15 protein-coding genes are annotated in these 15,847 nt (G+C 50.5%); 14 read left to right on the top strand and 1 reads right to left on the bottom strand.

The annotated features are described in order from the left end of the window. The first annotated feature begins 7 nt into the window (after positions 1 to 7). The 12 genes from msrP (at position 8) to FOB24_RS22735 (ending at position 10,218) form a co-directional block, all read left to right on the top strand. Entirely contained in the window at positions 8 to 1,012 is a 1,005-nt protein-coding gene (gene msrP / locus FOB24_RS22680) for a protein-methionine-sulfoxide reductase catalytic subunit MsrP (protein ID WP_150345488.1), read from the top strand. Then, positions 1,013 to 1,612: a protein-methionine-sulfoxide reductase heme-binding subunit MsrQ gene (gene msrQ, locus FOB24_RS22685; RefSeq protein WP_150345489.1), complete on the top strand. Its 600-nt coding sequence runs from the start codon at positions 1,013 to 1,015 to the stop codon at positions 1,610 to 1,612. A 392-nt stretch (positions 1,613 to 2,004) separates the two neighbouring features. Further along, positions 2,005 to 2,475 (top strand): acetyl-CoA carboxylase biotin carboxyl carrier protein, encoded by a 471-nt coding sequence (accB, locus tag FOB24_RS22690; RefSeq protein ID WP_003025210.1) that lies wholly within the window; start codon positions 2,005 to 2,007, stop codon positions 2,473 to 2,475. Between the two features lie 10 nt (positions 2,476 to 2,485). Next, positions 2,486 to 3,835 (top strand): acetyl-CoA carboxylase biotin carboxylase subunit, encoded by a 1,350-nt coding sequence (gene accC / locus FOB24_RS22695; protein WP_003828838.1) that lies wholly within the window; start codon positions 2,486 to 2,488, stop codon positions 3,833 to 3,835. Between the two features lie 107 nt (positions 3,836 to 3,942). Further along, on the top strand, positions 3,943 to 4,185 hold the full coding sequence (locus FOB24_RS22700) for a YhdT family protein (protein WP_085048623.1): 243 nt from the start codon (positions 3,943 to 3,945) through the stop codon (positions 4,183 to 4,185). Further along, positions 4,175 to 5,626, top strand: coding sequence for a sodium/pantothenate symporter (panF, locus tag FOB24_RS22705; protein ID WP_038634386.1), 1,452 nt, complete (start codon positions 4,175 to 4,177; stop codon positions 5,624 to 5,626). Before FOB24_RS22700 ends, panF begins: the two co-directional genes overlap by 11 nt. Before the next feature lie 11 nt (positions 5,627 to 5,637). Next, positions 5,638 to 6,519, top strand: coding sequence for a 50S ribosomal protein L11 methyltransferase (gene prmA / locus FOB24_RS22710; RefSeq protein WP_085048622.1), 882 nt, complete (start codon positions 5,638 to 5,640; stop codon positions 6,517 to 6,519). Between the two features lie 161 nt (positions 6,520 to 6,680). Next, positions 6,681 to 7,412: a carbonic anhydrase gene (locus FOB24_RS22715; RefSeq protein ID WP_223851225.1), complete on the top strand. Its 732-nt coding sequence runs from the start codon at positions 6,681 to 6,683 to the stop codon at positions 7,410 to 7,412. A 298-nt stretch (positions 7,413 to 7,710) separates the two neighbouring features. Beyond that, a complete protein-coding gene (dusB, locus tag FOB24_RS22720; protein ID WP_038634395.1) occupies positions 7,711 to 8,676 on the top strand; it encodes a tRNA dihydrouridine synthase DusB in 966 nt (321 codons plus the stop codon). Between the two features lie 25 nt (positions 8,677 to 8,701). Beyond that, positions 8,702 to 8,998, top strand: a complete 297-nt coding sequence (fis, locus tag FOB24_RS22725; RefSeq protein WP_000462905.1) for a DNA-binding transcriptional regulator Fis — start codon at positions 8,702 to 8,704, stop codon at positions 8,996 to 8,998. An 88-nt stretch (positions 8,999 to 9,086) separates the two neighbouring features. Continuing rightward, on the top strand, positions 9,087 to 9,971 hold the full coding sequence (gene yhdJ / locus FOB24_RS22730; RefSeq protein ID WP_085048619.1) for an adenine-specific DNA-methyltransferase: 885 nt from the start codon (positions 9,087 to 9,089) through the stop codon (positions 9,969 to 9,971). 82 nt (positions 9,972 to 10,053) lie between these two features. After that, a complete protein-coding gene (locus tag FOB24_RS22735; protein WP_032940702.1) occupies positions 10,054 to 10,218 on the top strand; it encodes a DUF2556 family protein in 165 nt (54 codons plus the stop codon). A gap of 34 nt (positions 10,219 to 10,252) precedes the next feature. Here the strand turns inward: FOB24_RS22735 and envR are convergent, their stop codons facing one another. Further along, complete coding sequence (gene envR / locus FOB24_RS22740; protein ID WP_038634405.1) at positions 10,253 to 10,909, bottom strand: acrEF/envCD operon transcriptional regulator; 657 nt, start codon at positions 10,907 to 10,909, stop codon at positions 10,253 to 10,255. Between the two features lie 413 nt (positions 10,910 to 11,322). Here envR and FOB24_RS22745 point away from each other — a divergent pair, with 413 nt between their 5' ends. Next, on the top strand, positions 11,323 to 12,483 hold the full coding sequence (locus FOB24_RS22745; protein WP_087856912.1) for an efflux RND transporter periplasmic adaptor subunit: 1,161 nt from the start codon (positions 11,323 to 11,325) through the stop codon (positions 12,481 to 12,483). 11 nt (positions 12,484 to 12,494) lie between these two features. Continuing rightward, entirely contained in the window at positions 12,495 to 15,608 is a 3,114-nt protein-coding gene (locus FOB24_RS22750; RefSeq protein ID WP_085048617.1) for an efflux RND transporter permease subunit, read from the top strand. Positions 15,609 to 15,847: the final 239 nt, after the last annotated feature.

Below are 15,847 nucleotides of genomic sequence, written 5' to 3' on the forward strand. Positions count from 1 at the left end.
GTCTGTTATGAAGAAATTACGTCCATTTACAGAAGCCGACGTCACCGCCGAGTCGGCTTTTTTTATGCAGCGCCGCCAGGTACTGAAAGCATTAGGGATCAGCGTTGCCGCGTTGTCTTTGCCTCACGCTGCGCAGGCCGACCTTCTGAGCTGGTTTAAGGGTAATGACCGCCCTCCGGCGCCTGCGGGTAAGCCGCTTAATTTCAGCAAGCCCACCGCCTGGCAAAATTCGCTTCCTTTAACGCCAGCAGATAAAGTTTCTGGCTACAACAACTTCTATGAATTTGGTCTCGACAAAGCGGATCCAGCGGCCAACGCAGGCAGCCTGAAAACCGATCCGTGGACCTTGAAAATCACTGGCGAAGTCGCAAAACCCCTCACTCTCGATCATGATGCGCTGACCACCCGTTTCCCATTGGAAGAGCGGATTTATCGGATGCGCTGCGTGGAAGCCTGGTCAATGGTGGTGCCGTGGATTGGCTTTCCATTACATAAACTGCTGGCGCAGGTTGAACCCACCAGCAACGCAAAATATGTCGCTTTCGAAACGCGCTACGCCCCGGATGAAATGCCTGGTCAGAAAGATCGCTTTATTGGCGGCGGGCTGAAATATCCCTATGTTGAAGGGTTACGCCTGGATGAAGCAATGCATCCACTAACCCTGCTTACAGTAGGGGTTTATGGTAAGGCCCTTCCGCCGCAAAATGGCGCCCCCATCCGCTTAATTGTGCCGTGGAAATACGGATTTAAGGGCATAAAGTCGATCGTGAGTATCAAACTTACGCGCGAACGCCCCCCAACAACGTGGAACCTGGCCGCGCCTAATGAATATGGGTTTTATGCCAACGTGAATCCGCATGTCGATCACCCCCGCTGGTCCCAGGCCACCGAACGTTTTATTGGCGCTGGCGGTATTCTGGACGTACAGCGTCAATCCACGCTGTTGTTTAACGGTTATGCCGAAGAGGTTGCTTCCCTGTATCGTGGTCTTAATCTACAGGAGAATTTTTAAGTGCGTCTGACTGCAAAGCACATTACCGGGCTGAAAGTTTGCCTGCATCTTGGCGGATTTTTGCCGTTAATCTGGCTCTTTTGGGCGGTAAATCATGGCGGTTTGAGCGCCGATCCGGTCAAAGATATCCAGCACTTTACCGGTAGGACAGCTCTGAAATTCTTACTGGCGACCTTGCTGGTCTCTCCACTCGCGCGCTACGCTAAACAGCCATTATTGATACGCACTCGTCGCCTGTTAGGGCTATGGTGTTTCGCCTGGGCGACGCTGCATTTAACCAGCTACGCGTTACTGGAACTGGGTATTCATAATCTGGCGCTGTTGGGGCGGGAATTCATTTCGCGACCGTATTTGATGTTGGGTATTGTCTGTTGGGTCATATTATTTGCTCTCACCTTAACGTCCACGCAATCTGCACAGCGAAAGCTGGGTAAGTATTGGCAATTTTTGCACAACTTCGTCTATCTTGTGGCGATCCCGGCACCCATACATTATCTGTGGTCGGTTAAAATCATCTCCCCTCAACCGATTATTTATGCCGCACTTGCTGCGGTGCTGTTAGCCTGCCGCTACAGGAAGTTTCGCCAGTGGTGGCGGTAGTTTCACGATATGTGCAGTACGTTGCAAAACACGGACGATCCGATTTTCTTTACATGTTAACGGTTGATTATCTTCCCTGATAAGACCAGTATTTAGCTGCCAATTGCTACGAAATAGTTATAATGTGCGCCTTTGCTATCCCCGGTAGCGTTTTTACGGCGCGGAAAGGGTGACAATCGCATATTGAAGGTATATTTTGTCTTTTACCCGAAAATGACAGAAGATAGCCGCACAATGACTAACAAGTCTGGCAATCTCATGTAATGGCATCAGCACCCAGTGCAACGCCTGAGATGCGTGGCATCTTGTCACTCACTGTTATAAAAATGCTATACAGACGGCGGTAAAACGCCTGTCACAATCTCACTAAACAAAGAGTACGGAACCCACTCATGGATATTCGTAAGATTAAAAAACTGATCGAGCTGGTTGAAGAATCAGGCATCTCCGAACTGGAAATTTCTGAAGGCGAAGAGTCTGTACGCATCAGCCGTGCGGCGCCAGCTGCAAGTTTTCCAATGATGCAACAGGCTTATGCTGCACCAGTGATGCAGCAGCCAGCTCTGTCTAACGCTGTCGCACAAACTGCCTCTCCAAGTATGGAAGCTCCGGCAGCAGCGGAAATCAGTGGTCACATCGTACGCTCCCCAATGGTTGGTACGTTCTACCGCACCCCGAGCCCGGATGCGAAAGCGTTCATCGAAATCGGCCAGAAAGTGAATGCGGGCGATACCCTGTGCATCGTTGAAGCCATGAAAATGATGAACCAGATCGAAGCCGACAAATCCGGCGTCGTTAAAGCGATTCTGGTAGAAAGCGGTCAACCGGTAGAATTTGACGAGCCGCTGGTCGTCATCGAATAACGAGGCGAACATGTTGGATAAAATTGTCATCGCTAACCGCGGCGAGATTGCCTTGCGTATTCTTCGTGCCTGTAAAGAACTGGGTATCAAGACTGTCGCAGTGCATTCAAGCGCGGATCGCGATTTAAAACACGTATTGCTGGCGGATGAGACGGTCTGTATTGGCCCGGCTCCGTCCGTAAAAAGCTATCTGAACATCCCGGCTATCATCAGCGCCGCTGAAATCACCGGCGCGGTGGCAATTCACCCGGGTTATGGCTTCCTCTCTGAGAACGCCAACTTTGCTGAGCAGGTAGAACGTTCCGGCTTTATCTTCATCGGCCCGAAAGCCGACACCATCCGCCTGATGGGCGACAAAGTGTCCGCGATTACCGCGATGAAGAAAGCTGGCGTACCGACTGTCCCAGGCTCTGACGGCCCGTTGGGCGATGACATGGACGCTAACCGCGCTCATGCTAAACGCATCGGCTACCCGGTTATCATCAAAGCCTCCGGCGGCGGCGGCGGTCGCGGTATGCGCGTCGTGCGCAGCGATGCCGAACTGGCGCAATCCATCTCCATGACCAAAGCGGAAGCGAAAGCGGCTTTCAATAACGACATGGTCTACATGGAGAAATACCTGGAAAACCCACGCCACATCGAAATTCAGGTGCTGGCAGACGGTCAGGGTAACGCGATTTATCTGGCAGAGCGTGACTGCTCCATGCAGCGTCGTCACCAGAAAGTTGTCGAAGAAGCACCAGCGCCGGGCATTACTCCGGAACTGCGTCGCTACATCGGCGAGCGTTGCGCCAAAGCGTGCGTGGATATCGGCTATCGCGGCGCGGGTACTTTCGAGTTCCTGTTCGAAAACGGTGAGTTCTACTTCATTGAAATGAACACCCGTATTCAGGTTGAACACCCGGTAACCGAAATGATCACCGGTGTTGACCTGATCAAAGAACAACTGCGCATCGCAGCGGGTCAGCCGCTGTCTATCAAGCAGGACGAAGTTGTGGTTAAAGGCCATGCGGTAGAGTGCCGTATCAACGCCGAAGACCCGAACACCTTCCTGCCGAGCCCGGGTAAAATCACGCGTTTCCACGCGCCGGGTGGCTTTGGTGTGCGCTGGGAGTCTCATATTTACGCAGGTTACACAGTACCTCCGTACTATGACTCAATGATCGGTAAGCTGATTTGCTATGGCGAAAACCGCGACGTCGCTATCGCACGCATGAAAAACGCCTTGCAGGAACTGATCATCGACGGCATCAAAACCAACGTTGATCTGCAGATCCGTATCATGAATGACGAGCACTTCCAGCATGGTGGAACCAATATCCACTACCTGGAGAAAAAACTCGGACTTCAGGAAAAGTAAGCAAGCGTTAACCGAAAAGGCCGGAAATTCCGGCCTTTTGTTTTTCTCCCCTCCCACAGGTGCCATAAGGTACAATCCCCGCTTTCTTTATTCACAAGGGACAAAAAATGGACGCTCGTTTTGTTCAGGCCCATAAAGAGGCGCGCTGGGCGCTGTGGCTGACCCTTTTATATCTTGCCGCATGGTTAGTGGCCGCTTACTTACCAGACACCTCTCTGGGTTTTACCGGCCTCCCGCACTGGTTCGAAATGGCCTGTCTGCTGACGCCATTGGTTTTCATCGTACTGTGCTGGGCGATGGTGAAGTTTATCTATCGCGACATTCCACTGGAGGATGATGATGCAGCTTGAAGTTATTTTGCCGCTGGTCGCCTATCTTCTGGTGGTTTTCGGTCTCTCTGTTTACGCCATGCGCAAAAGGTCGACCGGCACCTTCCTGAATGAATATTTCCTCGGCAGCCGCTCTATGGGCGGGGTCGTGTTAGCCATGACGCTAACGGCAACCTACATTAGCGCCAGCTCGTTTATCGGCGGCCCAGGTGCTGCTTATAAATACGGGCTGGGATGGGTTTTGTTAGCGATGATCCAACTACCCGCCGTCTGGTTGTCGTTGGGTATTCTCGGCAAAAAATTCGCCATTCTGGCACGCCGTTATAATGCGGTTACCCTCAACGATATGCTGTTTGCCCGCTACCAAAGCCGCCTGCTGGTGTGGCTGGCGAGCCTCAGCCTGCTGGTCGCGTTTGTCGGTGCAATGACCGTACAGTTTATTGGCGGCGCGCGTTTGCTGGAAACCGCAGCGGGTATCCCTTACGAAACCGGCCTGCTGATTTTTGGCGTCAGTATCGCGTTATACACGGCGTTCGGCGGATTTCGCGCCAGCGTGTTGAACGACACGATGCAGGGCATGGTGATGCTGATTGGGACTATCGTACTGCTGGTCGGTGTCGTCCATGCCGCTGGTGGTCTCAGCAATGCGGTAGTCACTCTGCAAACCATCGATCCTAAACTGGTCTCGCCGCAGGGCGCTGATGACATTCTGTCCCCCACGTTTATGACTTCATTCTGGGTGCTGGTGTGCTTTGGCGTGATTGGCCTGCCGCATACGGCGGTGCGCTGCATCTCCTATAAGGACAGCAAAGCGGTACACCGTGGAATTATCATTGGCACCATCGTGGTGGCTGTCCTGATGTTTGGTATGCATCTGGCCGGCGCGTTGGGCCGGGCGGTGATCCCTGACCTGACGGTACCGGATCTGGTTATTCCCACGCTAATGGTAAAAGTCTTGCCACCGGTAGCAGCCGGGATCTTCCTCGCCGCGCCCATGGCCGCGATCATGTCGACGATCAATGCCCAATTGCTGCAAAGTTCCGCTACGATCATTAAAGATCTTTATCTGAACCTTCGCCCGGAACAACTGCAAAATGAAACACGGCTGAAACGCATGTCGGCAGTGATCACTCTGCTGCTGGGCGCGTTACTGCTGCTGGCCGCCTGGAAGCCGCCAGAGATGATTATCTGGCTTAACCTGCTGGCGTTTGGCGGGTTGGAAGCCGTCTTCCTATGGCCGCTGGTGCTGGGCCTTTACTGGGAGCGGGCAAACGCGGCAGGCGCACTGAGCGCAATGATTGTCGGCGGCGTACTTTATGCCGTACTCGCTACTTTTAACATTCAGTACCTGGGCTTTCATCCGATTGTGCCCTCGTTACTGATAAGTTTGCTGGCTTTCCTGATCGGCAACCGTTTCGGTTCCGCCGTTCCGCAAGTCGCCATATTGACTACTGATAAATAAAGAGTTTTGCCATGCCATGGATTCAACTGAAACTGAACACGACCGGTGCAAACGCTGAAGAGTTGAGCGATGCGCTGATGGAAGCGGGCTCCGTTTCCATTACTTTCCAGGATACGCATGATACGCCGGTATTTGAACCTCTGCCGGGCGAGACTCGCCTGTGGGGCGATACCGACGTTATCGGCTTGTTCGATGCAGAAACCGACATGAAAGAAGTCGTTGCGATTCTGGAGCAGCACCCACTACTGGGTACAGGCTTCGCGCATAAAATCGAACAGCTTGAAGACAAAGACTGGGAACGCGAATGGATGGATAACTTCCACCCGATGCGCTTTGGCGAACGTCTGTGGATTTGCCCAAGCTGGCGCGATGTCCCGGATGAGAACGCCGTCAACGTGATGCTCGACCCGGGTCTGGCGTTTGGTACCGGTACTCACCCAACCACCTCTCTGTGCCTGCAATGGCTGGACGGTCTCGATCTTAACGGTAAAACGGTTATCGACTTTGGCTGCGGATCCGGCATCCTTGCCATTGCGGCACTGAAGCTGGGTGCAGCGAAAGCGATTGGTATAGATATCGATCCGCAAGCGATTCAGGCCAGCCGTGATAACGCCCAACGTAATGGCGTTTCTGAGCGTCTGGAACTTTATCTGCCTAAAGACCAGCCAGAGTCGATGAAAGCCGATGTGGTGGTCGCCAACATCCTTGCTGGCCCATTACGTGAACTCGCACCTTTAATCAGCGTGCTGCCCGTTGAGGGCGGTTTGCTGGGGCTTTCTGGTATTCTTGCCAGCCAGGCGGAAAGCGTCTGTGAAGCCTATGCCGACCTCTTTACGCTCGATCCGGTTATCGAGAAAGAAGAGTGGTGTCGCATTACCGGACAGAAAAAATAATCCCTTCCGGCGTGGTTATCCGACCACGCCATTTTCAGACAACAGACCAGCATACTGATACTTTACCCAACGATATAATAAATAATTGATTTTTATATTTTTTGTTAAGTAAACGTATGCACTTCAATCGTTTTACAACAATTTTACTGGCAGCATGCTTAATGCCCCTGAAGACGCTGGCCGTGCCATGGGGCTATACCGGAGAAACCAGCCCTGCGCAGTGGGGCAAAATAAGCAAAGAGTATGCAACGTGTCAGACGGGTATCAACCAGTCACCCGTTGATATCCAGACCACGACAACCAGCAAACTCGGCCTGCCCGCGCTCAATTTACAATACATTGATGGCCCGACAAGATTTCGCAGCATTAACCATACGCTGCAGGCAACAATGAGCTCCTACACCCCTAATTTCATTGAAATTGAAGAAAAGCTCTATTATTTAAAACATTTTGATTTTCACGCTCCAGGCGAACATACCCTCAACGGTAAAATCTATCCACTGGAGCTGCAGTTGACCCACAAAAACCAACATGGTGATATCGCCATTGTGGCGGTCATGTTTGACATTGGTGAGCCTAACCAGGCGATTCAAAACCTGTGGGAGTCCTTTCCCACCATGGAGGGCAACAGCATGCCCATTTTTTCGCCCGTCGATATCAACCAGCTTCTACCCGACAATAAGACCTACTGGCTCTACAGTGGCTCGATAACAACGCCTCCCTGTACTGAAGGCGTCACCTGGGTTGTCCTGAAAAAGCCTGTGGCCCTTTCCGCCGAACAGTTAGATAAATTTCACTACATTGTTGGGCCAGCGAACAATCGTCCACCGCAGCCGCTGAATGAACGCACGATTACGAACAGCAATTCAGGTGGCACCGAGATCCTGTACTAAAATGAGGTAACGATCACACAATAGCGAGGTAATTTGCTGATTAATTCAGCAGAATATCTTGTCAGTACCTTCTGTAACTGAAGAAAAAATGAGAAGTTACGCAAAATTATATGCGTATATAAAATCGACACATTTTTGTAATACCATGATTTATATGATTAAATATTTTCATGAGTTCATATTTACGGCAATTCATTGATCCACCTCAGTGGATTGGTCAAAGTTTGGCCTTTCATCTCGTGCGAAAAATGCGTAATATACGCCGCCTTGCAGTCACAGTATGGTCATTTCTTAACTCATGCGCATCGGACAACACCAGCTCAGAAATCGCCTGATCGCAGCACCTATGGCTGGCATCACTGACAGACCATTCAGGACGCTGTGCTATGAGATGGGAGCCGGATTGACGGTATCCGAGATGATGTCTTCTAACCCGCAGGTTTGGGAAAGCGACAAGTCTCGTTTACGGATGGTGCACGTTGACGAGCCAGGAATTCGCACGGTGCAAATTGCCGGTAGCGATCCTGTTGAGATGGCCGATGCCGCACGTATTAACGTGGAAAGCGGCGCCCAGATTATTGATATCAATATGGGGTGTCCGGCTAAAAAAGTGAATCGCAAGCTCGCAGGTTCAGCCCTCTTGCAGTACCCGGATTTAGTGAAATCAATACTAACCGAGGTCGTCAATGCAGTGGACGTTCCTGTCACACTCAAGATTCGCACCGGCTGGGCTCCGGAACACCGTAACTGCGTAGAGATTGCCCAACTGGCTGAAGACTGTGGCATTCAGGCTCTGACCATTCATGGACGCACCCGCGCCTGTTTGTTCAATGGAGATGCTGAGTACGACAGTATTCGGGCAGTTAAGCAGAAAGTTTCCATTCCGATTATCGCGAATGGCGACATTACTGACCCGCTTAAAGCCAGAGCTGTACTCGACTATACGGGGGCGGATGCCCTGATGATAGGCCGTGCTGCTCAGGGAAGACCCTGGATCTTTCGGGAAATCCAGCATTATCTGGACACTGGGGAGCTGCTGCCCCCGCTGCCACTGGCAGAGGTGAAGCGCTTGCTTTGTGCGCATGTTCGGGAACTGCACGACTTTTATGGTCATGCAAAAGGGTACCGAATTGCGCGTAAACACGTATCCTGGTATCTCCAGGAACACGCTCCGGATGACCAGTTTCGGCGCACATTCAACGCCATTGAAGATTCCAGCGAACAGCTGGCGGCGTTGGAGGCATACTTCGAAAATTTTGCGTAAACAGAAATAAAGAGCTGACAGAACTATGTTCGAACAACGCGTAAATTCTGACGTACTGACCGTTTCTACCGTTAACTCTCAGGACCAGGTAACTCAAAAGCCCCTGCGTGACTCGGTTAAACAGGCACTGAAGAACTATTTTGCTCAATTGAACGGTCAAGACGTTAATGATCTCTATGAGCTGGTACTGGCTGAAGTAGAACAGCCCCTGTTGGACATGGTGATGCAATACACCCGCGGCAACCAGACCCGTGCTGCCCTGATGATGGGCATCAACCGTGGTACGCTGCGTAAAAAACTGAAAAAATACGGCATGAACTGATACTAATCAGTTAAATGTTTGTTTTAAAAGGCGCTACTCGGCATGGGGAAGCGCCTTTTTTATTAATGTCACACGGGAGGCTTTGGCGATGAACGCAAGAGGTGAACCTGTCTATTTTGGCGATGAATCTAAAAAGATAATCCTGGGTGATGCGCTGACCGAGCTAAAAAAGCTACCCGCTGAAAGCATCGATCTCATTTTTGCCGACCCACCTTATAACATCGGCAAAGACTTTGACGGGATGGTGGAATCCTGGGACGAAGAGACCTTTCTGGCGTGGCTGTTTGAGTGTATCGACGAGTGCCATCGTATTCTCAAACCACACGGTAGCATGTACATCATGAACAGTACGGAGAACATGCCGTACATCGACCTCAAATGTCGCCAGCTTTTTACCATCAAAAGCCGTATCGTGTGGTCATATGATAGCTCAGGGGTACAGGCTAAAAACTACTTTGGTTCGATGTATGAACCTATCCTGATGATGGTAAAAGATCAGAAAAACTACACATTTAACCGTGATGATATTCTGGTTGAAGCCAAAACGGGCGCTAAACGTGCGCTAATAGACTACAGAAAGAATCCGCCCCAGCCTTACAATCAGAAAAAAGTACCTGGCAATGTCTGGGATTTTCCCCGCGTTCGCTATCTGATGGATGAATACGAAAATCACCCCACCCAAAAACCCAAAGCCCTCCTGGAACGGATCATTCTGGCTTCCTCCAACCCGGATGACAAAGTGCTCGATCCGTTTGCCGGCAGCTTTACAACCGGCGCCACCGCTGTGGAATTAGGTCGCAAATTTGTCGGTATTGAAATCAATGCTGAATACGTAAAAATGGGGCTCAGAAGACTGAGTATCGGTTCTCATTTTTCAGAGACTGAACTTGCAAAAGTGAAAAAACGTAAGACAAAAAACCTGTCCAAAAAGAGCCGATTAACGGCAAACAGTGGCGCTCTTTCGGTAAAGTAAAGGCATTGTAAGTCTGCTTTTCAGCTTACTGATTTCGTGTATATTCCCTGCACGCTTGGGCATGAATACACAGGATTTAGCAATGATTCGCAAGTATTGGTGGCTGGTTGTTTTTGCGGTCTTCGTTTTTCTTTTTGATGCGCTGCTCATCCAGTGGATAGAACTGATGACGACAGAGCACGACAAGTGCCGGAATATGAACTCAGTGAATCCCCTAAAGCTGGTCAACTGCGCCGATCTCGACTAGCACCGTCGACAGCCGTCAGGCCCTGGCGGCTAAACTACCCAACCTGGTTTTCACTCTGTATTAATTGCATTACACAGCCATCCGGACTTAACATTTTTAATACATTATCAACTAATGCTGGTGCTTGCCCATAAAGATCATAACTCTCTGGATTCATTAGCCAGTTTTTTATTATTCCGCTAAAGCTACCATGCAAAATAATTATGATGACGTCTAAATCCAGACTGGTGGCAATCAAATTTTCATCTACGCACCGTTGGAGAGAATCGCGAATGCTTTGGTGGCTGAGACCTATTTTATCGCGAATGGCCTGCTCTGATATCATATCTTTATGGAATTCGCATTTATGATATAAAATCTGCATTAATGCCTGCTGGCGAGGGTTCTCCGCAATATATTGTAATCCCACCACAAATTTTTCACGCAACCGCTGTAAAGGGTTATCCCCCCAACGACCAATAAGCTTGTCCTGAATAAGATCGCGTAAGGGAGGTTGTTGTAACCATAGCTCATTAAACAATTGAGTTTTATTTTCGAAATGCCAATAAAGTGCACCCCGCGTCACATTGGCGGCATCCGCTATGTCGTTTAGCGTCGTATTACTTACGCCACGTGCGGCAAACTGTACAATCGCCGTTTCCATCAGGTGCTGTCGCGTTTTGAGGGCATCCGCTTTCGTTTTTCTGGCCATGATTCCGACTATCTGGATTGGAGTAGAGAATGATTAACTTTCTTATCTAATATTTTCTATCTGGAACAAATGTATCACTTAGCGTTTATTTAGACGAGGGCTAAAGTATTTAATTACGGACATTACACACGAATAGATAAAACAAATAACAGAAAACAATATATTCACCAATCAGATGATCATTTCAAGATGTATTTATAAGCATCATAGTGTTGCTATAAATATCACAATGAAACGGTAGCTGATTAATCTTTTTTTGCTTTTATGTGCCGTCAACCCCGCCCATAAATAAGTATTGCTTACATCGCAAGCTAATAATTTGTAGGATAGCCAACTATTATTTTTCTTGTGCGCGTTATCACCTCCGCTGTTACCCGGTTAATAACGAGCGTTCGGTTTTTTAAGGAATAGAAATGACGAAAAATGCCAGGTTTTCACTCCTGCCCTCATTCATCATCATCTCCGCTGCATTACTCGCCGGTTGTAACGATCAGGGAGAAACACAAGCACATCCCGCAGAGCCGCAGGTGACTGTCCATGTCGTCGAAAAGGCCCCTTTAGCCGTGACGACCGAATTACCCGGGCGCACCACAGCATTCCGTATTGCAGAAGTCCGTCCTCAGGTTAGCGGAATTGTACTTAAACGGAATTTCACCGAGGGGAGCGATGTTGAAGCCGGTCAATCGCTTTATCAGATCGATCCAGCGACTTACCAGGCTGACTATGACAGCGCCAAAGGCGAACTGGCAAAGAGCGAAGCGGCCGCCGCTATCGCGCATTTAACGGTAAAACGTTATGTGCCGCTGGTTGGCACTAAATACATCAGCCAGCAAGAGTACGATCAGGCAATTGCTGATGCCCGCCAGGCTGATGCCTCCGTAATCGCGGCAAAAGCGGCGGTCGAAAGCGCACGTATCAACCTGGCCTACACCAAAGTAACATCGCCCATTAGCGGACGTATCGGTAAATCTAACGTCACCGAAGGCGCATTGGTCACGAATGGTCAGGCAACTGAGCTTGCTACCGTGCAACAGCTCGATCCTATCTATGTCGACGTCACGCAGTCCAGTAACGACTTTATGCGCCTCAAGCAGTCTATTGAACAAGGTAGTCTGCATAAAGACAGCGCCAGCAGTACCGTCGAACTGGTGATGGAAAATGGTCAGGCATATCCGCTGAAAGGCTCATTGCAATTTTCTGATGTGACGGTTGATGAAAGCACCGGATCAATCACTCTCAGAGCCGTATTCCCTAACCCACAGCACACGCTGCTGCCAGGCATGTTTGTGCGCGCGCGCATTGATGAAGGCGTCCAACCGAATGCCATTCTTGTTCCGCAGCAGGGTGTAACGCGCACGCCACGCGGCGATGCCACCGTGATGGTCGTTAACGACAAGAGCCTGGTTGAAGCGCGGACAGTTGTCGCCGCTCAAGCTATTGGTGACAAATGGCTCATCAGCGAAGGTCTGCAACCCGGTGACAAAGTTATCGTGAGCGGCTTACAGAAAGCACGCCCTGGCGTTCAGGTTAAAGCAACCGCCGATACCGAAACCCCTGCGACGAAAGCCCAATAAGGTAACCGGATATGGCTAACTTTTTTATCAGGCGTCCTATCTTTGCTTGGGTACTGGCCATCATTCTGATGATGGCGGGCGCTCTGGCAATCATGCAACTGCCCGTGGCGCAGTACCCGACCATCGCGCCCCCTGCCGTATCGATTTCCGCCACCTATCCAGGTGCGGATGCGCAGACGGTGCAGGATACCGTCACGCAGGTTATCGAACAGAATATGAACGGTATCGATAACCTGATGTATATGTCCTCCACCAGCGATTCTGCCGGGAGTGTGACCATCACGCTGACCTTCCAGTCCGGTACCGACCCCGATATCGCGCAAGTTCAGGTGCAAAACAAGCTGCAGCTCGCCACCCCCTTACTGCCGCAAGAAGTTCAGCAGCAGGGGATCAGCGTCGAGAAATCAAGTAGCAGCTTTTTGATGGTCGCGGGTTTCGTTTCTGACAACCCACAAACCACGCAGGATGACATTTCCGACTACGTCGCCTCGAACGTTAAAGATTCAATCAGCCGTCTGAATGGTGTGGGTGACGTGCAGCTGTTTGGTGCGCAGTACGCTATGCGCATCTGGCTGGATGCAAACTTGTTGAATAAGTACCAGCTCACACCGGTTGATGTGATCAATCAGTTGCAGGTGCAGAACGATCAGATTGCCGCCGGTCAGTTGGGCGGTACGCCTGCGTTGCCTAATCAGCAGCTTAACGCCTCAATCATCGCGCAGACACGCCTGAAAGATCCTGAAGAATTCGGGAAGGTCACGTTACGCGTCAACAGCGATGGTTCGGTTGTTCACCTGAAGGATGTCGCGCGTATTGAGTTGGGTGGTGAGAACTACAACGTGGTCGCGCGTATTAACGGTAAACCAGCCTCCGGTCTCGGGATCAAACTGGCAACCGGCGCAAACGCGCTGGATACCGCTAACGCTATCAAAGCCAAGCTGGTTGAACTGCAACCGTTCTTCCCGCAGGGAATGAAGGTGGTCTACCCGTATGACACCACGCCGTTCGTCACTATATCCATTCATGAGGTCGTGAAAACGCTGTTTGAAGCAATCATACTGGTATTCCTCGTGATGTATTTGTTCCTGCAAAACATCCGGGCTACGCTCATTCCAACCATTGCCGTGCCTGTTGTATTGTTGGGCACATTTGCCGTGCTTGCCGCGTTTGGCTACTCCATAAACACCCTGACGATGTTCGGCATGGTACTCGCCATCGGCCTATTGGTTGATGATGCGATAGTGGTGGTGGAAAACGTGGAACGTGTGATGATGGAAGATAATCTGCCGCCCAAAGAGGCGACAGAAAAATCCATGTCACAAATTCAGGGCGCGCTGGTCGGTATCGCCATGGTGCTGTCTGCGGTATTTATCCCGATGGCCTTCTTTGGCGGCTCAACCGGGGCTATCTATCGGCAGTTCTCTATCACCATCGTTTCTGCAATGGCGCTTTCAGTGCTGGTAGCGCTGATCCTGACTCCCGCGCTTTGTGCAACGCTGTTGAAGCCGGTATCAGCTGAACATCACGAGAATAAAAGCGGTTTCTTTGGCTGGTTTAATGCCAAATTCGATCACAGCGTCAATCATTACACCAATAGCGTCAGCGGTATTGTGCGTAAAACCGGGCGTTACCTGGTCGTCTACCTGGTTATCGTGATTGGGATGGCGGTGTTGTTTATGCGCCTTCCAACCTCCTTCTTGCCAGAAGAAGATCAGGGCGTATTCCTGACGATGATTCAGCTTCCGGCCGGCGCAACGCAAGAGCGAACCCAGAAAGTGCTGGATCAGGTTACCCACTACTACCTGAATAACGAGAAAGCCAACGTCGAAAGCGTCTTTACGGTTAACGGCTTTAGCTTCAGCGGACAGGGGCAAAACTCAGGGATGGCGTTTGTCAGCCTCAAGCCCTGGGAAGAACGCAGTGGCGACGAGAATAACGTTGAATCGATTATCGCCAGAGCAACCCGCGCGTTTAGCCAGATTCGTGATGGCTTAGTGTTCCCTTTCAACATGCCAGCCATTGTTGAACTGGGTACCGCAACCGGCTTCGACTTCGAACTGATTGACCAGGGCGGGCTGGGACATACCGCGTTAACGCAAGCACGTAACCAACTTTTGGGCATGGTTGCTAAACATCCTGACCTGTTGGTTCGCGTGCGTCCAAATGGTCTCGAGGATACCGCGCAGTTCAAACTGGATGTTGATCAGGAAAAAGCCCAGGCCCTTGGTGTCTCGCTGTCCGATATTAATGAAACCATCTCCGCTGCGCTGGGTGGCTATTACGTCAATGACTTCATAGACCGTGGCCGCGTGAAAAAAGTGTACGTACAGGCCGATGCCAAATTCCGTATGTTGCCGGAAGACATCAATAATCTGTATGTTCGTAGCGCCAATGGCGAAATGGTACCGTTCTCCACGTTCAGTTCCGCACATTGGATCTACGGGTCACCACGTCTGGAACGTTACAACGGCATGCCTTCAATGGAACTGTTAGGGGAAGCGGCCCCAGGCCGAAGCACCGGTGAAGCGATGGCGCTGATGGAAAGTCTGGCTGAGAAACTGCCTAACGGTATCGGCCATGACTGGACGGGTATGTCCTATCAGGAACGACTCTCGGGGAACCAGGCGCCTGCGCTGTATGCCATCTCGCTCATCGTTGTCTTCCTTTGCCTTGCCGCATTGTATGAGAGTTGGTCAATTCCGTTCTCGGTGATGCTGGTTGTACCGCTTGGCGTGGTTGGCGCACTGTTAGCAGCATCGCTACGTGGGATGAATAACGACGTGTATTTCCAGGTTGGGTTGCTAACCACTATCGGTCTCTCGGCTAAAAACGCCATCTTGATCGTCGAGTTTGCCAAAGACCTGATGGATAAAGAGGGCAAAGGACTGATCGAAGCGACGTTGGAGGCATCCCGCATGCGTCTTCGCCCTATCCTGATGACCTCTCTGGCCTTCATTCTGGGGGTTATGCCTCTGGTTATCAGCCACGGTGCGGGTAGCGGTGCGCAGAATGCGGTCGGTACAGGTGTAATGGGGGGAATGCTAACCGCAACATTGTTGGCGATCTTCTTTGTTCCCGTCTTCTTTGTTGTCGTCAGACGGCGTTTTAGTCGGCACACTGATTAATTTGTAAAATAAAGGCGTCTACGGACGCCTTTTTCATCAGTACACTCTCTCTTTGTTTATTAATAAGATAGCCATTTATTTCATTTAAGTCGTTCCTTCAAACCCACCCGCAACCTTTCTTTTTATCCATTATTTTTACAATCCACATGAATTGAGATTATTCCTCCTGTCAGTCTTTTTTTAAGAAGTGGTAAAATAATGACCGAGTTCGCAGATGGCTTAGCGTTTGTCTTTGCTCA

The sequence above is a fragment of the Citrobacter werkmanii genome (assembly GCF_008693645.1).
GTDB lineage: Bacteria > Pseudomonadota > Gammaproteobacteria > Enterobacterales > Enterobacteriaceae > Citrobacter > Citrobacter werkmanii.